Genomic DNA, 22,869 nt, shown 5'->3' with positions numbered 1-22,869 from the left:
GGCGGGCTGTGCGGGCGGCGGGGGCGGCCCGTCGGCCTTGATGGCGGGGAAGCCGATGGTGTCGGAGTGCAGGCGGCCGAGCGGATCGACGCCGCCCAGGGGGGCGCGCGGCAGCGCGCGCGGCGGCTCGACCGGAGTGCGGGGCCTCGGAGCGGCCGGGCGGCCGTCCCAGGGGAGGGTGAGCCCTCCCCGTGAGGCGTCGGGGGCGGGCTCGGGTGCCGACGGGGTCTCCCACCAGCCGCGCGCCGACTCGTCCCAGGGCTCCGCCTCGGCCGGGGGCTCCGGCGCCGCGGGCGGCGGTTCCGCGGGGGGCGGCTCGTCGGGGGCGTCGCCCCAGAAGGAGGCGGGCTCCTCGTCGCGGGAGCGGCGGGACGCCCGGCGGCGCCCCTTCTTCGGTGCAGCGGCGGGGTCGCCGAACCAGACGTCGCCGTCCTGGGCCGGGAGGTCGCGGAACTCCTCCTCATCGCTCATGCGTCGGCTCCTACCGGTGACTTGGGCTCCGCCGCTGACGGCTCGGCCGGCTTGTGGCGCCGCCCGCGCGGGCGCGGGGTGACGACCGCCGCGGGCAGTTCACCGCCGGGCAGGGCCAGCACGAGGACGAGGAAGAAGGCGACGCCCTGAACGGAGATCCAGGCCGTCCACAGCCGGTGCGGACGGTCCAGGGTGAACCTGCCGCCCTCGGCCGGCACCTCCCAGGACGGCGCCCAGCCGTCGACGGTCGAGGCCTTGAGCGCGGAGCCGTCCAGCGCGGCGGTCCAGCCGCCCGCGGGCTCGGCGAGCAGCACCACGCGTCCGGCGGGGCCCGCGGGGATGGGCACGTCGGCGGTCATGCCGTCGCTGCTCAGCGGGGTGAGCTCGTTCCCGGTCCTGAGCATCAGCCGGGCGCCGGGCAGGGACATCCGCCAGATGGCGTAGCCCTTGGTGCGGCTCAGCCGGATCAGCGCCGGGTCGGCGTCGAGGGTGTCGGCGAGCGCGGTCTGCCGTGCGGTCCCGCCCGACCCCGAGGTGCGGAGGTAGACGTACTGGATGCCCATCCCGGTCAGCCCGCCGGAACCGCGGCCGATGGCCATGCCCGCCACGAGGCCGTCCAGCCGCCGGGTCGCGGCCTCCCCGGGGTGGAAGTCCTCGTCGCCGAGGCCGGGCGAGGTCCCGCGCAGGACGGTGTAGGACACGAGCCCGTCCGGGCGCGGCGACAGCACGAGGGTGCGGGCGCGGGCGATGTCGTTGGTCGCGGCGAGGAAGGTCGGCAGCGCCTCGGTCCTGATCTTTCCGACGGGACCGTCGACACCGGACCCGATCCAGTAGACCGAGGCCAGCACCGGCGTGCTCAGCGCGATGAAGACCGCGCAGATCCCGCCGACCCGGTAGATCCAGTCGCGGCCGGAGATCACCTCGACGGCGCGCTGGAGCCCGGCCCCGGCGGTCAGGATGAGGCCGCCCGCGGCGATCGCCAGCGGCACCCCGGGCCAGCCGGGGGCGGACTCGCCCGCCTCGGTGACCGTGATCGCCGAGACGATCACCGCGGTGAGGAACCCGAAGAGGATCAGCATCCAGCCCGACATGACCGCGGTCCTGCGGGACCGCAGCGGCAGCGCCGCGACGGCCAGCGCCAGCAGCCCGGCCGTGGCCCAGCCGAGGTTGGTGCCGGGACCGCCGGGGTCGAGCGTGAGGATCGACAGGCCCGACAGCCGGGCGTCGACCAGGTCGGCGCGGTGCAGCCCGGCCTCCAGCAGCAGCCGCGACGGGTGCAGCACGAGCCCGATCGTGGTGGGCAGGAGCAGCAGCGGCGGCACCAGCACCACGATGAGCAGGTCGGAGCCCCGCGCGGTGCGCATGGCGTAGAAGGCGGTCACGCCGAGCCCGGTCACGAGCACCCAGGTCAGCGGGACGAACGCGGTGGCGACGGTGACCATGACGGCCAGGCCCCAGGCGGCCCTGCGGGCCTGGCGCGCGTCGACCCGCCCGGCCGGCTGCCGCAGCACCCGGGCGCCGAACAGGCCGATCAGCGGCAGCAGCACCGCGACGACGCAGGTGCCGTAGCGCCCGGCCGCCACCGCGCCGGAGACGACGGGGAGCAGCGCGTAGGCGACGGCGACCCAGGCGCGGATCGCGCTCGCCGGGACCCGGCGGCGGCCGAGCAGCCGCGCGGCCCTGCGCCCGACCGGCAGCCCGGCCGGGATCAGCCGCTTGGCCGCCAGGTAGGCGGTCAGCCCTGACAACGGCACACAGCCGACGAGCAGGCACATCAGCGCCAGCCACGGCTTGCCGAAGGTGATCACCGAGAGCCCGGCCAGGATGGCCAGGTAGGGCGGCGCGGCGTCGGCGGAGCCGAGCCCGACCTGGTGCCAGCCCGCGGTGTAGGAGGCCCAGACCTCGGACGCGCTCCCCCAGGCGGGCACGAGCGCGCCGCCGCCGAGCCTGCCCGCGGTGGCGATCAGCGACCGCTCGGCGAGGAAGGTCACGAACATCAGGGTCAGCAGGACGACCACGCTCGGGTGGGAGACGATCCGGCGGATGACGCCCAGCCCCTGGTCGTCCTGCGGGTTCTCCTCTTCCTCCTCGCCGCCGTACTCGGTCGGCGCGATCAGCGCGCCGAACCGCTCCGCGAGCCGCCGCAAGGTCACCCAGTGCGGCTGGAACCGCCGGATGACCCGGTAGACGCGGGAGCGGTTGTGCGCGCGTGCGGCGCGCAGCGACCGCAGGAGCAGGGGGTCGGTCAGCAGGTCCCGGACGGCGTTGAGCTCGTCCCGCAGGGCCAGCGGCTTCTTGCCGACCAGGAAGCCGAACATCCGGATGAGCGAGCCGGCCATCAATCGGAGGAAGGTCCAGAGCATGGGCCGCAGCGGCTGGTTGGCCAGCAGCACCAGCATCGCGTTGCGGCGGTCGAGCCGCCGGGGCCTGACCCCGGTCTCGCGCTGCCCGCGCGCCGAGGCCTCGGCGTGGTAGACGATCGCGTCGCTGACGGCCAGGACGCGGTGTCCGGCGGCATGGACGCGCCAGCCGAGGTCGATGTCGTCGCGGAACAGGCCGAATCGCGCCTCCAGGCCGCCGAGCTGGGTCCAGACGTCGCGGCGGACGAGCATCCCCGCGGTGCTGACGGCCAGGACGTCCTTCAGCCCGTCGTGCTGGCCCTGATCGAACTCGCCGCGTTCCACACCGGTCTCGCGGCGGCCCTGGCCGTCGATGGCGACGCCGATCTCCAGCAGGAGGCGCCGGTCGTCCCAGTCGCGGAGCTTCGGCCCGGCGATGCCGACGCTCGGATCGGCCGCGACCTGGGCCAGCAGCAGCTCCAGGGCGCGCGGCGACGGCGCGGAGTCGTCGTGGATCAGCCAGATCCACTCGACCGGATCCGGGATGTTCACCGGCATCTGGGCGGCCGGATGCCGCAGTCCCTCGGCGATCGCCGAGGCGTAGGGGGTGTCGGCCGGCAGCCGGAGCACGTTGCCCTGGCCCAGGACCTCGGCCAGCACGGCGGGGCCGCGGTCGGCGCTGCCGGTGTCCACGGCGACGAGGCGCTGGACCGGCCTGGTCTGGGTCAGGAGCGCCTTGAGGGTGTCGGGCAGCCATCGGGCGCCGTCGTGCGCGACGAGCACGGCGGTCACGACATGCCGTTCGGAGAGGGACGCCACGGCTCAACTCGCGAGGGGGGTGGAGGAAGGGGAAAGCCGCGCGGGGGTTGCCCCGCGCGGCTGACACTCTACTGCCGCCCCCGGTTCCAGGTCAGCGCGGTCTGACGCTATGTCCAAGACCATCGGGGATTCGCCCCGCCAAAACGGGGCCCGGCCCGACCTCCGGACCCCGGGAAGGCCGATCACACAGCGGCGCGTTTGAGCTTGCGCCGCTCCCGTTCGGACAGACCGCCCCATATCCCGAACCGCTCGTCGTGCTGAAGTGCGTACTCCAGGCACTCCACACGCACCTCGCACGCCCGGCACACTTTCTTGGCTTCACGGGTCGAGCCGCCCTTTTCCGGAAAGAACGCTTCCGGATCGGTCTGAGCGCAGAGTGCACGCTCCTGCCAGCCCAACTCTTCGCCGTCATCTGTGCCGTGCGCGAGCGGGATCACGACTACCTCGCCCATGCGCACCTCCCAACCGCCCCCGTGGAGCCCCGTGACGACCGCCACCCTCACGTCGCACACGGACGCGGTAATGACGCAGAACTACACACTTGAAATTACACGTGTGTAGTCCCTTGCGCGTCAAGCGGGACGAGCTTGCTATGGGGCGAACAGAAGGTAATAGGGCGAAAGTGACCGTCTTGAAGCTGGGATTATTGCGGTCCTTGATCCCCCCGATACCAGTTTTGGTCGCTCTGCTGGCCGTGCTGAGGGGGTTCCTCGCCGAACTGACGGGTCCAACCGCCCTGGTCCTGCGGGGGCTGCTGGCCGTACTGGCCCGGCTGACCGTGCCCCGGCTGACCCTGTCCCGGCTGGCCGTACTGGCCCGGCTGGGGCTGGCTCGGACCCGGCTGACCCTGGGCGTAGGGGTCGGGGGCTCCGTACTGCGGCTGGCCGTACTGGCCCGGCTGGGGCTGGCTGGGGCCGGGCTGCGGCTGGCTCGGGCTCGGCGGCGGCGAGTACGGGTCGTTGTAGGCGCCGGGCGGCGGGGCCTGCTGCTGGTACGGGTCGCCGTAGGGCTGACCCTGCTGGCCCGGCTGGCCGTACTGGCCGTACTGCTGGCCGCCGTAGACCTGGCCGCCGCCGAGGCCGCCCGGGAGCGGGGCGGGCCTGGCCGGCTGGAGGGCCTGGAAGTTCAGGAAGACGAAGTACCCGGCCACCCCGGTGATCACCAGCTTGGCGATGCCGAAGAAGAAGGCGACGATCTTGGTGTTGCCGCTCACGGTGGTGATCGAGTAGGTCACACCGCCGACGGTCGTGGACTCGCCGCCCGCGAGCAGGCCCGCCAGCAGGCAGACGGCCCCGAACAGCAGTCCGAAACCGAGTACGCCGAGCGCCGCCATGACCACGTTGCGGGCCTGCGGGCTGTTCTGCTCCGCGCCCTTCGTGACGAAGAGCACGGCGAGCACCGTCACGACCGCGATCGACAGGTTCGTGAAGTGACCGTATTCGGAGGTCTCGGACAGGGCGTGATAGGTGAAACCGCCCTTGGCGAACAGGCCGACCAGGCCGGCGAGCATTTGCAGGGCGCCGGCGCCGAGCAGGGCGAAGGCGGCGGGTTCGCGCAGCTTCAGCAGCGCTTCCTTGGACACGGAGGACTCCAGGCGGGATATGGGGGCGAGCCATCTTTCGGCCAAGCTTGGCACAGACCGCAGATTCGCGTCAGGCCGGATCGATCAACTTGTGGACGGGCGGGTGGACTCATCGCCGACCACGGATGGAAGACTTGGATCGTGAAAATCGTGGTTCTGGCCGGCGGCATCGGCGGGGCGCGCTTCCTGCGCGGGTTGAAGGCGGCGGCTCCCGGGGCCTCCATTACGGTCATCGGAAACACCGGCGACGACATCTACCTGTTCGGTCTTAAGGTCTGTCCCGATCTGGACACCGTCATGTACACCCTCGGTGAGGGCATCAACGAGGAGCAGGGCTGGGGCCGTCGCGACGAGTCCTTCACGGTGAAGGAGGAGCTCGGGGCGTACGGGGTCGAACCGCAGTGGTTCGGGCTCGGCGACCGCGACTTCGCCACCCACATCGTGCGCACCCAGATGCTCGACGCCGGCTATCCGCTCTCCAAGGTCACCGAGGCGCTCTGCGACCGCTGGAAGCCGGGCGTCACGCTGATCCCGATGACCGACGACCGGGTCGAGACCCATGTCGTCCTCACCGACGAGCAGGGACGGCGGGCGGTCCACTTCCAGGAGTGGTGGGTGCGGCTGCGGGCCTCGGTCCCGGCCGAGGCGATCACCCCGGTGGGCGCGGAGGACGCGAAGCCCGCGGCCGGGGTGCTGGCCGCGATCGCCGACGCCGACTTCGTGATCCTTCCGCCGTCGAACCCGGTCGTCAGCGTCGGGACCATCCTGTCGATCCCCGGAATCCGGGAGGCCGTCCAGGCCAAGACCGTCGTCGGGATCTCGCCGATCATCGGCGGCGCGCCGGTGCGCGGGATGGCCGACGCCTGCCTGAGCGCCATCGGCGTGGAGACCTCCGCCGCGGCCGTCGCCGCCTTCTACGGGCCCGCGCTGCTGGACGGCTGGCTGGTCGCCGAGGAGGACGGCCCCCACTTCTCCTCCCCCGGGCTCGAGGACGTCGCCGTGCGCTCCCGTCCGCTGCTCATGTCCTCCCCCGAGGCCACCCGCGACCTCGCGCAGGCGGCGATCGACCTCGCCCTCGAGCTGACGGGGCGGGGCGAGGGCCGGTGAGCGTCGAGATCCTGGGCGTCGCGGGCCTGCCCGAGGTGAAGCCGGGCGACGATCTCGCCGCGCTGATCACCGGGACGGGCGCCGAGCTGCGCGACGGCGACATCCTCGTCGTCACCTCGAAGATCGTCAGCAAGGCCGAGGGACGGGTGCTGGAGGCCGCCGACCGGGAGAAGGCCATCGACTCCGAGTCGGTCCGGGTCGTGGCGCGCAAGGGGCCGATGCGGATCGTCGAGACCCACCACGGCCTGGTCATGGCCGCGGCCGGGGTGGACGCCTCCAACACCGCCAGGGGCACGATCCTGCTCCTGCCCGAGGACCCCGACGCCAGCGCGTCCCGGCTCCGCCGCGCCCTGCCCGTGCGCGCCGCGGTGATCGTCTCCGACACGTTCGGGCGGCCGTGGCGGACCGGCCTCACCGACGTCGCCATCGGCTGCTCGGGGCTGGCCCCCCTCGACGACTTCCGCGGCCGCTCCGACGGCCACGGCAACCTCCTCGAGGCCACCGTGACGGCCCTCGCCGACGAGATCGCGAGCGCCGCGGAGCTGGTGAAGGGCAAGCTGGACGGCGTCCCCGTCGCGATCGTCCGCGGGCTGTCCCCGCTGGTGCTCGACGAGGACGGTCCCGGCGCCCGCGCCCTGATCCGGCCGCCCGCCGAGGACCTCTTCCGCTTCGGCAGCGCCGACGTCCTGCGCGCCCGCCGCACGATCCGCGAGTTCACCGACGCCCCGGTCGATCCCGCGGCCGTCCGCAGGGCCGTCGCGGCGGCGATCACCGCGCCCGCCCCGCACCACACGACGCCGTGGCGGTTCGTCCTGGTCGAGTCGGCCGAGACCCGCACCCGCCTCCTGGACGCGATGCGCGAGGCCTGGCGCGCCGACCTGGAGCGCGACGGTTTCACCCAGGAGTCGATCACCAAGCGCCTGCGCAGGGGCGACGTCCTGCGCCGCGCCCCCTACCTGGTCATCCCCTGCCTGACCACGGCCGGCGGCGCCCACGCCTACCCCGACGGCCGCCGCGCCGCCGCGGAACGCGAGATGTTCGTCGTCTCGGCGGGCGCGGCCGTCCAGAACCTCCTGGTCGCGCTGGCCGTCGAGGACCTGGGCTCCTGCTGGGTCTCCAGCACGATGTTCTGCCGTCCCACGGTCCGGGACGTGCTCGACCTGCCCGAGGACTGGGACCCCATGGGCACCGTCGGCGTCGGCCACCCGGCCGCGGCCCCCCTCGACCGGGCCCCGCGCGACCCGTCGGACTTCATCACCGTCCGCTGAGCCCCGTCCGGCGGAACTCCGCCGGACGGGGCCGGGTTTCTCCCACCCCGGGCGCGCGTCCTACTTGGTGACGAGCGGGAGGAAGTGCCCGACGCCGTCGGTGCGGCGGGCCGCCTCGACGCGTTCGGCGGTGGGCGTGCCGTAGGTGGTGGTGCGCTGGCGGGACGGGCGGCCGGCGCGGGCGGCGATGTCCTCCAGCGAGGAGATCGTCTTGAAGGAGCCGTTGTCGGAGCCCGCCATGCGGGAGATCGTCTCCTCCATGAGGGTGCCGCCGAGGTCGTTGACGCCGCCCTGGAGGATCTCGGTGCACAGTTCGTCCGAGAGCTTCACCCACGAGGTCTGGATGTTGTGGATCGAGCCGTGCAGCAGGATGCGGGCCAGGGCGTGGACCGCGCGGTTCTCCCGGATCGTCGGGCCGGGCCGGGACAGGCCCGCCAGGTAGATCGGGCTGTTGTGGTGGACGAACGGCAGCAGGACGAACTCCGTGAAGCCGCCCGTCTCCGACTGGATCTCGCGCAGGAGCTTCAGATGGGCGACCCAGTGGGCGTAGGTGTCCACATGGCCGTACATCATCGTCGAGGTCGTCGGCAGGCCGATCTCGTGGGCGGTCTTCACCACCTCGATCCACGACGAGGTGGGCAGCTTGCCCTTGGTCAGCACCCAGCGGACGTCGTCGTCGAGGATCTCGGCCGCGGTGCCGGGCAGCGAGTCGACGCCCGCCTCCTTCGCCGCGATCAGCCAGTCGCGGACCGACAGGTTCGTCCGGGACGCCCCGTTGACGACCTCCATCGGGCTGTAGCTGTGCAGATGGATCTCCGGGGCGCGGCTCTTCACCTCGCGGGCGAGGTCGAAGTAGGCGGTTCCGGGCAGGTCGGGGTGGATGCCGCCCTGCATGCAGATCTCGGTGGCACCCGCCTCCCATGCCTGGTCGACCCGGTCGCCGACCTGGGACAGGGACAGGGAGTAGGCGTCGGCGTCGGTGCGGCGCTGGGCGAACGCGCAGAACCGGCAGCCGGTGTAGCAGACGTTGGTGAAGTTGATGTTCCGGGTGACGACGTAGGTGACGTCGTCGCCGACGGCCTCCCTGCGCAGGTCGTCGGCGAGCCGGGTCAGGGTCTCCAGCTCGGGGCCCTCGGCGTGCAGCAGCGCCAGGGCGTGCTCGTCGGACAGCCCGCCGGGGTCCTTCTCGGCGGCGGCCAAGGCCGCCTTGACGTCGGCGTCGAACCGCTCGGGGGCGTGGACGCGCTCCCTGAGAGCGTTCCAGTCCCCGTAGACCTCGTCGAAGTCGTCGCGCCGGTCGCTGGTGCGGCCGTCGGTGTCGATCGAGACGTGCAGGTCGGTGCGGCCGGCCGCGACGAACCCGCCGTCGGGCTCCTGCCAGGGGCGGCCCTCGACGACGGCGTCCTCGCGGGCCAGGCCGTCGGGCCCGGCCAGCGCCTCGACATGGGCGAACAGCCGCGGGTCGAGCCACGGCTCGCCCTTCTTGACGTACTCGGGGTAGATCGTCAGCCGTTCGCGCAGCGTGAAGCCCTCGGCGGCGGTGCGCTCGGCGAGCTCGTCGATCTGCGGCCACGGACGCTCGGGGTTCACGTGGTCCGGCGTGAGCGGGGAGACCCCGCCCCAGTCGTCGATGCCGGCGCGGATCATGAGGGAGTACTCGGAGTCCACCAGGTTCGGCGGCGCCTGCAGCCGCGCCTTCGGCCCGAGGACCAGCCGCGCCACGGCGATGGTCGCGGCCAGCTCCGACAGGTCGGCGTCGGGGGTGGCCATCATCGCGGTGTCGGGCTTGGCGCGGAAGTTCTGGATGATCACTTCCTGGGTGGCGCCGTACTCGCGCATCGTGCGGCGGATCGCGAACAGCGCGTCGGCGCGCTCCTCGATCGTCTCGCCGATGCCGATGAGGATGCCCGTGGTGAAGGGGACGTTGCAGCGGCCCGCGTCCTCCAGGACCCGCAGCCGGACGGCCGGGTCCTTGTCGGGCGAGCCGTAGTGCGGGCCGCCCTTCTCGCTGAACAGCCGGGTCGCGGTCGTCTCCAGCATCATCCCCATCGACGGCGCGACGGGCTTGAGCCGCTGGAAGTCGCGCCAGGTCAGCACGCCGGGGTTGAGGTGCGGCAGCAGGCCGGTCTCCTCCAGCACCCTGATCGACATCGCCCGGACGTAGGAGAGGGTGTCGTCGTAGCCGTGGGCGTCGAGCCACTCGCGGGCGGCGTCCCAGCGGTCCTCGGGCCGGTCGCCGAGCGTGAAGAGCGCCTCCTTGCAGCCCATCGCGGCGCCCTGGCGGGCGATCTCCAGCACCTCGTCCGGGCTGAGGAAGGGGGCGGGGAGCTTGTGGGGTACTGTCGCGAAAGTGCAGTAGTGGCAGCGGTCCCGGCACAACCGGGTCAGCGGGATGAACACCTTGCGGCTGTAGGTGATCACTCCCGGCCGGCCGGCCGCCTCCAGCCCCGCGTCCCGGGTGCGTGAGGCGTAGCCGAACAGCTCTTCGAGCTGCGGGCCGCGTGCGTGCAGGAGGATGGTGGCCTCGGCCTGGTCGAGGGTCTTGCCGTCCCGGGCGCGGGCCAGGGCCCGCCGCATTCCGGACTCGTTCACGCTCTCCATAGGGCGCACTCTATGCCAAGCGTCATATTGGGCGACAGGGGGGCCGTCGCGGCGCGGTCAGAACGACCGGTAGTCCCGGACGCTCATCCGCGGCCCCCGGCGCGGCGGCCCCTTGCCCTCCAGCAGGATGAGCACGGCCGCGCGGTACCGCTGACCTGTATAAGGCTCCAGGAGCCGCAGCATTCCCGCGTCGTCGGTCTTTTCTCCGGTGAGCGCGTAGCCGATCTGGCCGGGCAGGTGGTAGTCGCCGACCGACAGGGCGTCGGGATCTCCCAGGGCACGCTGCCTGACCTCGGCGATCGTCCACGGGCCGACGCCCTGGAGGTGCCGCAGCCGGTCCGGGGCGCTCTCCAGATCGTGGCGGGCCGCCTGGATGATCGTCCGTGCCCTGACGGCCTCCGCCCCCGACCGGTGCCACTCCCAGGAGGGGATCTTCGCCCACACCTCGCGCGGCGGCGGCACCCTCATGTCCGGTGCGCCCGGGGCGGGCTCGCCGAACCGGCGCAGGAGATGTCCCCAGGCCCGCCAGGCCTCCGCCCCGACGACCTTCTGCTCCAGGACGGCCGGGACCAGCGCCTCGAAGACCCGGTCCGTCCGGCCGATCCGCCAGTTCGCGTGCTTGGCGAAGGACTCCCTGACCAGGTCGTGGTGGGCGACGAACTCCTCGGGCCTGTCGTCGGCGCCCAGCAGGGCGGGCATGCCGTCGAGGAGCCATCCGGCCCCGGGGCCCCAGGCCGTCCCGGTGAAGTCGGCGCCGTCGCGGACGATCCGGAGCGTGCCCGGGCCGTCCGGGGTCCAGGACGTGCGCCACACGGCCCCGTCCGGGGTGATCCTGAAGGCCGGGTCATGCGGTCCGCGCCGCAGCGGGAACAGCACGCCGCGCAGGCTCAGCGGCCAGGGCGCCCGCCAGACCCGCCCGGTCACAGGTTCTTGATCAGCGTGTAGTCGACGGAGCCGGGGAAGGGGTGGTCGGGGACCTCTCCGACGATCCGGTAGCCCTGTTTGGCATAGAACCCGGGGGCCTGGAAGCTCCAGGTCTCCAGCCGCGAGCCGGTGCAGCCGCGTCCGCGGGCGATCTCCTCGGCGGTGGCCAGCAGCCGGGAGCCGAGGCCGTCGCCCCGGTCCCGCACCCACAGCAGCTCGACGTGCAGCCAGCTCAGCCAGGTCTCGCCGGCCAGTCCGCCGACGAGCTCGCCGTCCTCGACCGCGTAGACCTCCAGCGGCACGTCGTCCTTGCCGTACAGCTCCTTGGCCGCCGCGAGCTCGGGCGACATCAGCAGGTTCCGGGCCTTCAGCGCGTCGCCGAGCCTGCGCCGCAGGCCCTCGCTGGGCTCTGTGATGAGTTCCACAGAGGTCAGGCTAATCCGGAGCGCCACCGGTTTTCAGAGGAGGGGTCAGACGTCGCTCGACATGCGGACGGCCGTCGGCGGGAGCTCGATCCCCGGCCACAGCCGCAGGCCGTCGCCCAGCTCGTTGCCGGGGCCGACGATGGCGCCGTCGCCCAGGATCGCCCCGTCCAGCATCGCGCCGGAGGCGACCTTCGCGCCCCGGCCCAGGACCGAGTTGCGGATCCAGGCGCCCTTGGCGACCACGGCCTCGTCGAAGATCACGCTGCCGGAGACGGTCGATCCGGCCTCGACCACGGCGCCCGCGCCGACGATCGTCCCGCCGGTCACGACGGCGCGCGGCGAGACGTGAGCGTCCTCGAGGGCGAGGAAGGGGCCGGGCTCGCCGGGCAGCGCGGGCGAGGTGAGCTCGCCGAGCACCAGGTCGCAGGAGCCGCGGACGAACGCGGCCGGAGTCCCGACGTCCAGCCAGTAGCCGGGGTCGACGAAGCCCATGATGGTCTTGCCCGCGGCGATCAGGCCGGGGAAGGTCTCGCGCTCGACGGAGACGACCTCCCCCTGGGGGATGGTGTCGATCACGTCGCGGCGGAAGACGTAGGAACCGGCGTTGATCCGGTTGGTCACCGGGTGGTTGGTCTTCTCCAGGAAGGCGGTCACCCGGCCGGTGCCGTCGGTCGGCACGCAGCCGAACCGGGACGGGTCGTCGACCTCGGTCAGATGCAGGGTCACCGCGGCGTCGGCCTTGCGGTGCAGCTCGACCTGATCGGGAATCGAGTGCCCCGACAGGATGTCGCCGTTGAGAATGAGAACCGGGTCGCCGGGGTCGCTGTTCAATGCCTGGGCGGCGTTACGGATCGCCCCGCCGGTGCCCAGGGGACGCCTCTCGACCACATAGCAGAGTTCCACCCCATAAGCCTCGTTTCCGAACGCGGCTTCGAACATCTCGGCGCGATAGGAAGTGGCGAAGACGATTCGGGTGATCCCCACCGCACTGGCCCTGGCCAGCTGATGTGCCAGGAAGGGGACGCCCGCGGTCGGCAGCAGCGGCTTCGGAGTCGAGATCGTCAGAGGCCTGAGCCTCGTCCCGCGCCCGCCGACCAACAGAATCGCTTCCACACCCACGCCTTTCGGGAAATGTCGGTGATGACCATCGTTTTGAATACGCAGAGCTTACTGGGCCCGGCCCCGGCCATAGTCTTGTCAGGTGAACTCACGGGCGCCGCGAATCATCTTTCTTCTAGTAGCGCTGGGCTTCTGCGCATACGGAGTGATCTCGCAGTGGTCGCTGATCGTCGAGGCGCTGGGCCGGATGTCGCCGCTCGCCCTGATCGGGGCGCTGGCCGCCGGGATGGCCGGGCTCGGCCTCTGGATGCTCGGCTGGCGGGCGCTGCTGGCCGGTTTCGGCGCTCCGCTGGGCGTCCGCGCGACGACGCGGATCATGTTCCTCGGGCAGCTCGGCAAGTACGTGCCGGGCTCGGTGTGGGCGCTGCTCGGCCAGGTCGAACTGGCCCGCCCGTACGGCGTGAGCCGGGTGTCCAGCGGCAGTGCCACGATCATGGCCATGGCCACCACGGTGGCCACCGGCTGCGTGACCGCGGCCGTCGCACTGCCGCTGACCTCGGCCGACGCCGCCGGGAGGTACTGGTGGGCCCTCGCGCTGGCACCGTTCATGCTGGCCTGCCTGCACCCCGCGATCGTCACCCGGGCGCTGAACCTGGCGCTGCGGGCCGTCCGGCGGCCGCCCCTGGAGCGGCCGGTCGGCGGGCGGGCCATGCTCCTGGCCGTCCTCTGGACGCTCGCGGGCTGGGCCCTGTTCGGCGTCCACATGTGGCTGCTGCTGCCCGAGGGCTCCCCCGCCCTGGCCGCCGGCGCCTACGCGCTGGCCTACGTCGTCGGATTTCTGGTGATCTTCGCCCCCGGAGGACTCGGGGCCAGGGAGGCCGCCCTGGTCCTGGCCCTGGCCCCGGTGATCACCCGGCCGGACGCCCTGGTGGCCGCGCTGGCGTCGCGGGCGGTGCTGACCACCGCCGACCTCATCTGGGCGGGGATCGGGGCGCTCCAGCCCCGTCCCGGGAATGAAACGGCCCCCGCGGGACTTGATCCCGAGGAACAGCTCCGCCCGAGAGGAATCCCCCAGTGAGCGCACTGACGCCCGACGTCACCGACGCGACGTTCAAGGACGAGGTCCTGAACTCCGAGACCCCGGTCCTGGTCGACTTCTGGGCCACCTGGTGCGGCCCCTGCCGGATGGTCGCCCCCGTCCTCGACCAGATCGCCGCCGAGTACGAGGGCAAGCTGAAGATCGTCAAGGTGGACATCGACGTGAACCCGGAGATCGTCCGCGACTACGGGATCATGGGCGCGCCCACGCTGAACCTCTACGTGAACGGCGAGGTCGTCAACCAGATCGTCGGCGCCAAGCCCAAGCGCGTGATCCTCAAGGAGATCGACCCGCATCTGCCCGCCTAGAGCAGGGCGGCGAGGTAGTCCTTCCAGAGGGGTTCGGGGTCGGTCCGATCGATCCGGAACCCCTCTCGCCCTTCCATGATCCGGTAGAACCGCTCGATCGCGGTGCGGAGCGAGGCGGGGTCGCCGGGGTCGGCGAGCAGGCCGTCGACGCCCTCGCGGATCTGGCCGGGGAAGCCGCCGACCCGGGTGGCGATCACCGGGACGCCGTGCTCGAACCCGAGCCGGACGTTCTGCGACGCCGTGGCCGACCGGTAGGGCAGCACCAGGGCGTCGGCCGCGTCGAACAGCCCGTTGATCTCCCCCGCGGGGACGTATCCGGGCCTCAGCTCGACCCGGTCGCCGAGGCCCAGGGAATCGATCAGCGCCCTCGTGTCGTCGAGACCGCCCCAGAACTCGCCCGCCACCGTCAGCGAGACCCGCTCGGGCAGGGCCCTCAGCAGCACGTCGAGGCCCTTGTAGGGCCGCACGATCCCGAAGAACAGCAGCCGCCCGCGCACGCCCGGCGCGCGCTCGCCCCCGGCCGAGGGCAGATGCGGCGGCAGCTCCGCGACGGCCACCGGCCGCTCCGTCAGCCCGCGCGCGAGCTCCGCCTGGCCCGCCGAGTGGACGAGGACCGAGCCGGCGCGCCGCAGCAGCGCCCGCATCAGCGGCCGGTCGTAGGGCTTCGGCTCGTGCGGCAGCACGTTGTGGCAGAGCGCCGTGACCCTGGTCCTGCCGCCGATCCCGCGCAGGATGCCCAGGTAGGCGGGGACCTGCACCGGCGACAGCACGGCGAAGATCACCAGATCCCGGGAGCGCAGCCGCCGCCCGGCCCGCAGCCAGCCGTCCGGCCTGCGCCACGACAGCTCCCGGCGCGTCGCGGGGAACGGCTCGCCCTCCGGCTCGGAGATCGTCTGCTGCCCGGGGTAGAGGAAGCCCGGGTACTGCGCGCTCCACGACAGGAGCGTCACCTCGTGACCGGCCGCGGCGAGGCGGTGCGCCAGCTCGGTCGTGTGGTGCGCCCCGCCGCCCTTGTAGGGGAAGGCGGGGCCGACGACGGTGATCCGCATCAGTCGACGCGCGATCGCACGATGAGGTCGGCCAGCAGCGCCAGCGACGCGATGAGCAGCCCGCTCATGAACATCAGCATGGTGTTGTTGGAGAAGTAGAGGATGTTGTGGACGAACTGGTCCACGATCCCCTTCAGCACCGCGAGGCCGAGCAGCCACAGCGCCAGCGGCATCAGGACCTTGAGCGGGTTGAAGTACATGACCATCCGCAGGACCTGGAGGATGTAGCGGTAGGCGTCCTTGGTGAAGTGGAACTTCGAGGTACCGGCCCGCTTGAAGTAGTCGATCGGCACGTAGCGGACGTCATGGTTGTTGCACAGGAACGCCAGCGTGATCGTCGTGACGCAGGAGAACCCCGCCGGGAGCAGCCGCAGGTAGGGCCGGGCGACGTCGCGCCGGAACGCCCGCAGGCCCGAGTTGAGGTCGGGGATCTTCGAGTCGGAGAGCCGCTCCGCGATCTTCCGGATCATCCACTTGGCCGGGACGCGCAGCACCTTGTGCGTGCCCTCCTCCGACGTCCTGGCCCCGACGACCTGGTCGACGGTCATGTCCTCGTCGAGGATCCTGACCAGCTCGGGGATCCGCTCGTTCGGATAGCTCATGTCGGCGTCGGTCCACACGACGACGTCGCCGCGGGCCCGCTCGGACCCGAGCCGCCGGATCGTGCCCGACCCGCCGTTGCGGTGCCGGGGGATCACCCTGAGGTGCGGGTGGTCCGGCTCCGCGGCCCGCAGGCGCTCCAGGGTGCCGTCGGAGGAGCAGTCGTCGAACGCCAGCAGCTCGTAGGTCATCTCGCTGGCGTCCATCGCCTTGCAGATGCGCGCCACCTCGTCGACCACATGGTCCTGCTCGTTGTAACAGGGCAGGACGATCGACACGTGCACGGGGGACGACGGCTCAGGACTCACGCCGCCCAAGGGTAGCCGCCCTCGCGTGCTGACCGGGGGCCGACGGTCAGGGGATCGACGGTTCAGATGGCGCACGTATTACATTTCGGGCAAGATGTGCCATCTGCCACATAAAGACACACGGGGAAACGCGGGGATCATGTACGGCACCGTCGACGCTGGCACCTCCCCTACCGACGACCCCACGCAGACCGTCCGAGACGCGCCCTCCCCAGGTCACAGACGCAGGCCGCCGGGACGCGGCGGCAAGGTGCTCAAGTGGACGGCGATCGGCCTCGCCATCACCCTGGCCCTGGGCGGCATCGGCGGATTCGTCGCCTACAAGTACTTCTGGAACAACATCAAGCCGATCGACGAGATCCCCGATCCGCCGGGCAAGCCCCGGCCCGCGAAGCTGAACAACGCCATGAACATCCTGCTCATGGGCACCGACAGCCGCGCGGGCGCCAACACCAGGTACGGCCGGGAGGACGGGGAACGGTCCGACACGACCATCCTGCTCCACCTGTCGGCGGGCGGTCAGCGAGCCGTCGCGATCAGCTTCCCCCGCGACTCGATGGTGCAGGTCCCCGACTGCCAGGTCGGCAAGAAGACCGTGCCCGGCGGCTTCCGGATGATCAACTCGGCGTTCGCCTACGGCGGGGCGACCTGCACCGTCCAGACCGTCGAGGCGCTGACCAAGATCCGGGTCGACCACTACCTCAAGGTCGACTTCACCGGGTTCAAGAACATCGTGGACGCGCTCGGCGGCGTCGAGATCTGCGCTCCCTACCCCTTCACCGACCGCGACTCCAAGCTGACGATCACCAAGAGCGGCCGCCAGAAGATCAACGGCGAGCAGGCGCTCGGCTGGGTGCGGGTCCGGCACATCGGCGACGGCACCGACATCGGCCGGATCCAGCGCCAGCAGCAGTTCCTCAGCTCGGTCATCAAGAAGGCGACCAGCCAGGGCGTGCTCACCAACCCGCTCAAGCTGACCAAGTTCGTGAACGCCGCCACCAAGTCCCTGTCGGCCGACCGGGGCTTCAGCGGCGGGACGATCATCGATCTGGCGGGCAAGCTCAAGGGCCTCAACCTGGCCCAGATCGAGTTCAAGACCATCCCGTGGCGCTACGCCCTGCCCGCCGAGCGCAAGGCGCACAAGGACTGGAACGGCCGCGTCTTCTGGCTCCCGCAGGCCGAGGACCTGTTCACCGCGCTCCGCCAGGACAACAAGGTCCCCGCCCCCGCCGACACCCCGAAGCCCGCCGCGACCACCGCCACCCGGCCGATCCCCGCGTCGAAGATCAAGGTGAGGCTCTACAACGGGACGCTCACGAGCGGCCTCGCCGGACGGGCCGTGACCACGCTGGCCGCCAAGAAGTACCAGGCCTCCCTCGGCTCCACCACCACCTACGCCGGCGGAACGCTCCCCAGGACGCTCCTGCGGTTCGGCCCCGGCGCCAAGGCCGCCGCCGCCCAGGTCGCCGCCCTGCTCCCGGGCACCAGGCCGAAGGGCGACCCGAAGCTCGCCCCCGGCACCGTCTACCTCTACCTCGGCGCCGACTTCACCGCCTTCAGCGGCCTCACCACGCCGCTGCCCAAGAGCGCCGGCGACTTCACCGCCAAGGAGGACATCTGCAAGACGGGCTGAGGGGGTGCGATGATGAGTCCGCAGACGCGTCCCCCCGCCCCCCGGAGAGAGCAAAGCCCGTGATCGTCGCCGTTGTCGCCACCCGGAACCGCCGTGAGCTGCTCGCCGAATGCCTGACCGGGGTGCTCGACCAGACGGCACAGCCCGACGCGATCGTGGTCGTCGACGGCTGCTCGGGCGACGGGACCGCCGCGATGGTCAGGACGGAGTTCCCCGACGTCACCCTGCTGGAGCTGCCCGAGGACCGGGGCCCGGCCGGGGCGTTCACCGCCGGGATCGCGCTCGCGCTGAAGCTCGGCGCCGCCTGGATCTGGCTCCTCGACGACGACGCGCTGCCCGAGGCCACCGCACTGGAGGCGCTGGAGAACGCCGCCGACGGCGCGACCCTGGTCACCAGCCGGGTCGTGTGGACCGACGGCCGCGACCATCCGATGAACACCCCGCGCGTCAAGCCCTGGGCCTCGGCCGCCGAGCTGGCACTGGCCGCCCGCGCCGGGTGCCTGCCGATCCGCAGCGCGTCCTTCGTCTCGGTGCTGGTCGACGCGCAGGCCGTCCGCGACCGGGGCCTGCCCGTCGCCGACTACTTCGACAAGAACGAGGACTTCGAGTTCACGACCCGGCTGCTGCGCGGCCACATCGGGCTGCTCTGCCGCGACAGCGTCGTCACCCACCAGACCGAGATCTTCGGCGCGACCGACCCCGAACCGGGCGAGACCTTCTTCTACGAGGTCCGCAACAAGGTCTGGCAGTTCACCCGCTCGTCCGGGCTCGGCCCGCTGGAGCGCCTGCTGTACGCGGGCGCCACCGCCCGCCGCTGGCTCCGCATCTACCTGCGCTCACGCGACCGCGGCACGCTCCGGGTCACGTTCATGCGCGGGCTCCGGGCCGGGCTCCGCACCCGCCCGCGCCGCAACGAGGAGATCTTCCAGGCCCTCTGAGAAGAGCTCAGCCCATGAGGGGCTGGGCCATCCAGACGGTCATGGTCAGCGACCAGGTGCTCTTCGGACGGCTGTCGAGGGCGTGGCCGTCCTGGCGGGAGTGCAGGTCGACGACCTGGGAGGGCGTGCCGAAGGGGACGACGTCCGCGCTGCTCGCGCCGAGCACGACCGGGCGGCGGCCGAGCTTGGTGATCCGGTCGGAGATCCGCCGGACGTCCTCGGTCGAGGAGCCGTCCACACGGGCCGTGGGCAGCCCGCAGGAGTTCCGGACGACCGGCGAGAACCGGTCCGCGGTCACCCGTTCGACGATCAGCACGCTGGCGCCCTGCCCGAGGGAGCGGCACAGCTCCCTGACGGCGCTCGCCTCACCCTGGTCGACCGCCTTGAACATCAGCCCGCCCGACCCGTAGGCGATCGGGGCGGCCAGCACGAAGGCACCGGCGAAACCGAACACGGCGGTCACGGTCCTGCCGTAGCCGAGCCGCCGGATCCTGCGGGTGGCCCAGGCGACCGTCCAGACCGCGAACAGCAGCACCCCGGGAATGACGATCGAGACGAGCCGCCGCGACGCCCACGGATGGTCGGGGGTGATCCCCGGCCGGACGAGGGTGGCGACGGTCGTGAGCGTGATCACGGCGAAGGGCAGCAGCCATTCGGGCGAGCCGCGCCGCAGGAGCCGCCGCAGCAGCAGGGCCGCCCCGAACGTCGCCAGCAGCAGCGCGGGGATGCCGAGGTACCAGACCACCCAGTACAGCGACAGCTCGGTGTACTGACGGGAACCGTCGATCGGCAGGTGCAGGATCCCCTGGAGGTACTCGATGTAGCCGGCGTTGAACCTGTCCTCGGCGCTGACCGGGATCCGCCGGACGGTCTGCACGTACGGGCGCAGCGCGAACCCGATCATCAGCAGGACCGTCAGCACGGCCGCGACGTCCGGGAGCCAGCCGCGGGCGATCCGGTCGCCGGCCCGGCTGAACCACTCGCCCCGCAGGCGCAGGAGCAGGACCATCAGCCCGGTCCCCAGCAGGGCCAGCGCCGACAGGTAGAGCAGCGGCCGCAGCGACCCGCTCAGGTAGCGGAAGTAGGGCTCGGAGAGCGTGAACCCCTCGTACAGGCCCGCGCCGACGCCGAGGGCGAGCCCGGCGAACAGCGGCAGCCCCGTCCGGCGCCTGCGGGCGAACAGCAGCCCGGAGAAGACCAGGACGGGCAGGATGTCGCGCAGCCCGTCGATCCGGACCAGCACGACGAGCCCGAAGGCCAGCCCCGCCAGGAACGCCCTCGCCCGCCCCTCCTTGAGGTCGCGGACGTCGTGCATCAGGCAGAGCGCGCCCAGCAGCAGCACCAGCGCGGCCGACTCGCTGAAGGTCGACCGCGACACGAACATCAGCGGCCAGGACAGCGCGAAGGCCAGCGCCCCCACCGGCGCCCAGGCGGGGCCGACGAGACGGGCGGTGAGCCCGCCGAACGACAGGACCGCGCCGGCGCCCAGCAGCGGCGCCATCCCGAGCATCCCGGCGGTGCCGCCGATCCAGCCGCCGAGCGCCAGCAGGAGCGGCAGGCCCGCCATGAACTGCGGGACGATCCCGCCGGGCTCGTCGTAGAAGCCGGGGCTGTCGAACCGGAGCGCGGGGTCGGGGCCGCCGAAGGCCGCCAGCGACTTGGAGATCGGCAGGCTGCCGTGGTCCTGGAGCCAGGCCGCGAACTGGGCGTAGGTCGCCGGATCCCGCCTGACGATCAGCTGCTCGGAGTTGTACTCGAGCTGGAAGGCGAAGAAGACGATCGTCACCGTGAGGGTCGCGGCCAGCGAGAACCAGGCCTGCCAGCCCTCGCCCAGGTCGAACTGGGGCCGTCGCACCGCCCCGTTGCAGCCGATCGACAGCGCGACGACCGCGGCGGGCACGAACAGCGCCAGGGAGACGCCGATCGTGTACTCGCCGAGCAGCAGCAGCGGAAGGCTGACCACGAGCCAGGCGACGACGAGCAGAGCAGGCGCGACCGTGAGCCGCGCCAGCATCGTGTTGTGCGCAGCTGGACCGTCCATACGAGCCAGCAGCGTAACGGTGATCGTGTGAGAAAGCCGTGAAGCGCCGTGCGGGAGATCGCATCAGTACGCTTCGCAGCATGCAACTGACGCAGGGAAGGGCCCAGCAGCCGCTGGTCACCTTCTACGACGACGCGACCGGGGAGCGTCAGGAGTTCTCCCGCCGGACCTTCGACAACTGGGTGGCCAAGACGGCGAACCTGCTGGTCGAGGGCCTGGACGCCGAGCCGGGCGGCCGGGTCGTGCTCGATCTTCCGGCGCACTGGCAGACGGCCGTCTGGGTCTACGCGGCCTGGGCCGCGGGGCAGACCGTGGTGCTCTCGCCCACCGGTGAGGAGGACGGCGTCTGGGTGACCGACGACCCGTCCCGCGCGCCGGGGTCGGCGGCCGAGGTCGTCGGGCTCTCCCTCGACGCGATGGGCGCGCCGCTCGAAGGCGCTCCCGCCTGGGTGACCGACTACGCGGTCGAGGTCAGGGCGTACGGCGACCGTTTCAGCGGCCATCGCGAGGCCGATCCCGCGCTCGTTGTGACGAACACCACATTTTCGAGGTCACAGCTTGATGCCGATATAGTCACATTCACCAAGAGACACGGCATTACCGGCACTGACAGGGTTCTCGTGGGTGTGGCCTACACCACCGCCGAGGCGCTTGTAAGTGGGCTACTCGCCCCCCTCCACGCCGGGGGATCCGTCATACTTTGTCGCAACATTCGCCAGGATCTGGTGACCCACCGGGCCGAAACAGAGCGCGTGACAGCCGTAGCGGGACTGGATGCGTCGTACGCCAACGTGCGACGGGTCCTCTGACCTAATCTCGTGGAGCGATGAACAGCCCCCTCTACACCGACTATGTCGACGACACCCAGAGCGAACGCGCGAAGGCCGACCAGGACACCCAGGTCGTCTCGCGCGGATGGAAGCTCCTCGGGTGGACGTCCGTCGCCCTGTCCGGGCTGCTCGTCGTCGGCAGCATCTCCGCGTACGGCTACACCCGCTACCTGACCAGCGGGCTCGAGCACCTGAAGGTCGACGACTCGATCAAGAAGGCCGTGCCGAAGCTGAACAACGCGGTCAACATCCTGCTGATGGGCTCCGACACCCGCGACGGCGCCAACGCCAAGTACGGCAAGAGCCTCGTCGGCGAGGCCGCCCGCGCGGACACCACGATCCTCATGCACATCTCGCCCGGCGGCGGCGCGGTGACCGGCATCAGCTTCCCGCGCGACCTCATGGTCGACATCCCGGCCTGCAAGACGCCCAACGGCGGCATGTCGGCCCCGCAGAAGAACATGATCAACTCCGCGTTCAGCATCGGCGGGCCGACCTGCACCTGGAAGACGATCCAGACGCTCACGAACATCCACATCGACCACATGGCGGTCGTGGACTTCGCCGGCTTCAAAGGCGTCGTCAACTCCCTCGGCGGCATCGAGATCTGCCTGACCAAGGACGTCGACGACGACAAGAGCAAGCTGCACCTGAAGAAGGGCAGGCACGTCGTCAAGGGCGAGCAGGCCCTGGCCTACGTGCGGGCCAGGCACGGCCTCGGCGACGGCTCCGACCTCTCCCGGGTCAAGCGCCAGCAGCAGTTCCTGAGCTCGGTCGCGAACAAGGCCATGAGCAAGTCGGTTCTCAGCGACCCGTTCAAGCTCACCTCCCTGCTCCGCTCGCTGACCCGGACGATCAAGGTCGACGACGACTTCAGCCTGAAGGCCATGGTGGACCTCGGGACGAAGATGAAGGGCCTGGACGTCAAGAAGGTCAAGTTCGTCACCGTCCCCTACACGGCCTACGCGCCCGACCCCAACCGGGTCGCGTTCCGCCAGCCGGACGCCGACGACTTCTTCGCCGAGGTCGCCAACGACAAGAAGCTGGTCGAGACGAACCCGAAGCCCTCGGTGACCGTCCCGCCGGCCCAGATCAAGGTCCGCGTCTACAACGGCAGCGAGATCACCGGCAAGGCGCAGAGCGTCGCCAACGAGCTCAAGGCCAAGGGCTACCAGGTGCCGCTGTTCGGCAACCCGAAGGTGAACCCGCCGGAGACCCAGATCCTCTACGGCAAGGGCGGCGAGAACGCGGCGGCGACCCTGGCCGTGCTCGTGCCCGGCGCCAAGCCGGTGCCCTCCACCAAGACCCCGGCGGGCGTCGTCGACCTCGTGCTCGGCCCGAACTGGACCGGTCTCACCACCGGCTCGGCCCTGCCGAAGAAGCTCGACGGCGAGATCAAGGCAACGGACAACATCTGCAAAGCGACATGAACCTGACCATCGGGTGAGCAACCGCGGGGAAAAGGATG

Annotated in this window: 18 protein-coding genes and 1 pseudogene; 8 read left to right on the top strand and 11 right to left on the bottom strand. The window is 71.5% G+C overall.

Annotation, left to right across the window (positions count from 1 at the left end):
• The 4 genes and pseudogenes from ABD785_RS37295 to ABD785_RS37280 all read right to left on the bottom strand — a co-directional run.
• Positions 1 to 471: pseudogene (locus tag ABD785_RS37295) on the bottom strand (hypothetical protein); the annotation flags it as partial.
• Positions 468 to 3,629 (bottom strand): glycosyltransferase family 2 protein, encoded by a 3,162-nt coding sequence (locus ABD785_RS37290; RefSeq protein WP_344838400.1) that lies wholly within the window; start codon positions 3,627 to 3,629, stop codon positions 468 to 470. The gene ABD785_RS37290 and the pseudogene ABD785_RS37295, both read right to left, overlap by 4 nt.
• Positions 3,630 to 3,811: 182 nt before the next feature.
• A complete protein-coding gene (locus ABD785_RS37285; RefSeq protein ID WP_344838398.1) occupies positions 3,812 to 4,081 on the bottom strand; it encodes a WhiB family transcriptional regulator in 270 nt (89 codons plus the stop codon).
• A gap of 191 nt (positions 4,082 to 4,272) precedes the next feature.
• On the bottom strand, positions 4,273 to 5,211 hold the full coding sequence (locus tag ABD785_RS37280; protein ID WP_344838396.1) for a hypothetical protein: 939 nt from the start codon (positions 5,209 to 5,211) through the stop codon (positions 4,273 to 4,275).
• Positions 5,212 to 5,352: 141 nt separating this feature from the next.
• Between ABD785_RS37280 and cofD the strand changes: the two genes are divergently transcribed.
• Complete coding sequence (cofD, locus tag ABD785_RS37275; RefSeq protein ID WP_344838393.1) at positions 5,353 to 6,318, top strand: 2-phospho-L-lactate transferase; 966 nt, start codon at positions 5,353 to 5,355, stop codon at positions 6,316 to 6,318.
• Positions 6,315 to 7,586, top strand: a complete 1,272-nt coding sequence (locus ABD785_RS37270) for a coenzyme F420-0:L-glutamate ligase (protein ID WP_344838391.1) — start codon at positions 6,315 to 6,317, stop codon at positions 7,584 to 7,586. Before cofD ends, ABD785_RS37270 begins: the two co-directional genes overlap by 4 nt.
• A 60-nt stretch (positions 7,587 to 7,646) precedes the next feature.
• On the opposite strand, the gene ABD785_RS37265 is transcribed toward ABD785_RS37270, so the two are convergent.
• Genes ABD785_RS37265 through manB form a run of 4 tightly spaced genes read right to left on the bottom strand, consistent with a single transcriptional unit; the run spans position 7,647 to position 12,649 of the window.
• Complete coding sequence (locus tag ABD785_RS37265; RefSeq protein ID WP_344838388.1) at positions 7,647 to 10,187, bottom strand: bifunctional FO biosynthesis protein CofGH; 2,541 nt, start codon at positions 10,185 to 10,187, stop codon at positions 7,647 to 7,649.
• 57 nt (positions 10,188 to 10,244) lie between these two features.
• Complete coding sequence (locus ABD785_RS37260) at positions 10,245 to 11,111, bottom strand: DNA-3-methyladenine glycosylase family protein (RefSeq protein ID WP_344838384.1); 867 nt, start codon at positions 11,109 to 11,111, stop codon at positions 10,245 to 10,247.
• Complete coding sequence (locus tag ABD785_RS37255; protein ID WP_344838383.1) at positions 11,108 to 11,536, bottom strand: GNAT family N-acetyltransferase; 429 nt, start codon at positions 11,534 to 11,536, stop codon at positions 11,108 to 11,110. Before ABD785_RS37255 ends, ABD785_RS37260 begins: the two co-directional genes overlap by 4 nt.
• Positions 11,537 to 11,581: 45 nt before the next feature.
• A complete protein-coding gene (gene manB, locus ABD785_RS37250) occupies positions 11,582 to 12,649 on the bottom strand; it encodes a mannose-1-phosphate guanylyltransferase (RefSeq protein ID WP_344838381.1) in 1,068 nt (355 codons plus the stop codon).
• Positions 12,650 to 12,800: 151 nt separating this feature from the next.
• Here manB and ABD785_RS37245 point away from each other — a divergent pair, with 151 nt between their 5' ends.
• The gene (locus ABD785_RS37245) at positions 12,801 to 13,673 is read left to right on the top strand and encodes a lysylphosphatidylglycerol synthase domain-containing protein (RefSeq protein ID WP_486303554.1); all 873 of its coding nucleotides are present in this window, start codon (positions 12,801 to 12,803) and stop codon (positions 13,671 to 13,673) included.
• A complete protein-coding gene (trxA, locus tag ABD785_RS37240) occupies positions 13,670 to 14,002 on the top strand; it encodes a thioredoxin (protein WP_344838376.1) in 333 nt (110 codons plus the stop codon). Before ABD785_RS37245 ends, trxA begins: the two co-directional genes overlap by 4 nt.
• Here the strand turns inward: trxA and ABD785_RS37235 are convergent.
• Both ABD785_RS37235 and ABD785_RS37230 read right to left on the bottom strand, forming a co-directional pair.
• On the bottom strand, positions 13,999 to 15,051 hold the full coding sequence (locus tag ABD785_RS37235; protein ID WP_344838373.1) for a glycosyltransferase family 4 protein: 1,053 nt from the start codon (positions 15,049 to 15,051) through the stop codon (positions 13,999 to 14,001). The two genes, trxA and ABD785_RS37235, sit on opposite strands and share 4 nt — an antisense overlap.
• Complete coding sequence (locus ABD785_RS37230; RefSeq protein WP_344838370.1) at positions 15,051 to 15,959, bottom strand: glycosyltransferase family 2 protein; 909 nt, start codon at positions 15,957 to 15,959, stop codon at positions 15,051 to 15,053. The genes ABD785_RS37235 and ABD785_RS37230 overlap by 1 nt, the downstream gene beginning before the upstream one ends.
• 250 nt (positions 15,960 to 16,209) lie before the next feature.
• On the opposite strand from ABD785_RS37230, the gene ABD785_RS37225 reads away from it, so the two are divergent.
• Entirely contained in the window at positions 16,210 to 17,592 is a 1,383-nt protein-coding gene (locus ABD785_RS37225; protein WP_344838368.1) for an LCP family protein, read from the top strand.
• A 59-nt stretch (positions 17,593 to 17,651) separates the two neighbouring features.
• Positions 17,652 to 18,530: a glycosyltransferase gene (locus ABD785_RS37220; protein ID WP_344838366.1), complete on the top strand. Its 879-nt coding sequence runs from the start codon at positions 17,652 to 17,654 to the stop codon at positions 18,528 to 18,530.
• Positions 18,531 to 18,537: 7 nt separating this feature from the next.
• Here the strand turns inward: ABD785_RS37220 and ABD785_RS37215 are convergent, their stop codons facing one another.
• Complete coding sequence (locus ABD785_RS37215; RefSeq protein ID WP_344838364.1) at positions 18,538 to 20,571, bottom strand: hypothetical protein; 2,034 nt, start codon at positions 20,569 to 20,571, stop codon at positions 18,538 to 18,540.
• Between the two features lie 80 nt (positions 20,572 to 20,651).
• Between ABD785_RS37215 and ABD785_RS37210 the strand changes: the two genes are divergently transcribed.
• The gene (locus tag ABD785_RS37210) at positions 20,652 to 21,380 is read left to right on the top strand and encodes a TIGR03089 family protein (protein WP_344838360.1); all 729 of its coding nucleotides are present in this window, start codon (positions 20,652 to 20,654) and stop codon (positions 21,378 to 21,380) included.
• Between the two features lie 17 nt (positions 21,381 to 21,397).
• On the top strand, positions 21,398 to 22,831 hold the full coding sequence (locus tag ABD785_RS37205) for an LCP family protein (RefSeq protein WP_344838358.1): 1,434 nt from the start codon (positions 21,398 to 21,400) through the stop codon (positions 22,829 to 22,831).
• Positions 22,832 to 22,869: the final 38 nt, after the last annotated feature.

Origin of the sequence: Actinocorallia longicatena (assembly GCF_039534125.1) — a bacterium.
Classification (GTDB): domain Bacteria; phylum Actinomycetota; class Actinomycetes; order Streptosporangiales; family Streptosporangiaceae; genus Actinocorallia; species Actinocorallia longicatena.
The sequence above is the reverse complement of the archived record's forward strand: the minus strand, read 5'-3'. Positions and strand labels throughout refer to the sequence as shown.

Bases quoted from the DNA above. Each gene is read 5' to 3' on its own strand.
- ABD785_RS37285 (WP_344838398.1), bottom strand. From the start codon at position 4,081: ATGGGCGAGGTAGTCGTGATCCCGCTCGCGCACGGCACAGATGACGGC.
- ABD785_RS37265 (WP_344838388.1), bottom strand. From the start codon at position 10,187: ATGGAGAGCGTGAACGAGTCCGGAATGCGGCGGGCCCTGGCCCGCGCC.
- ABD785_RS37235 (WP_344838373.1), bottom strand. From the start codon at position 15,051: ATGCGGATCACCGTCGTCGGCCCCGCCTTCCCCTACAAGGGCGGCGGG.
- ABD785_RS37215 (WP_344838364.1), bottom strand. From the start codon at position 20,571: ATGGACGGTCCAGCTGCGCACAACACGATGCTGGCGCGGCTCACGGTC.
- ABD785_RS37210 (WP_344838360.1), top strand. From the start codon at position 20,652: ATGCAACTGACGCAGGGAAGGGCCCAGCAGCCGCTGGTCACCTTCTAC.
- ABD785_RS37205 (WP_344838358.1), top strand. From the start codon at position 21,398: ATGAACAGCCCCCTCTACACCGACTATGTCGACGACACCCAGAGCGAA.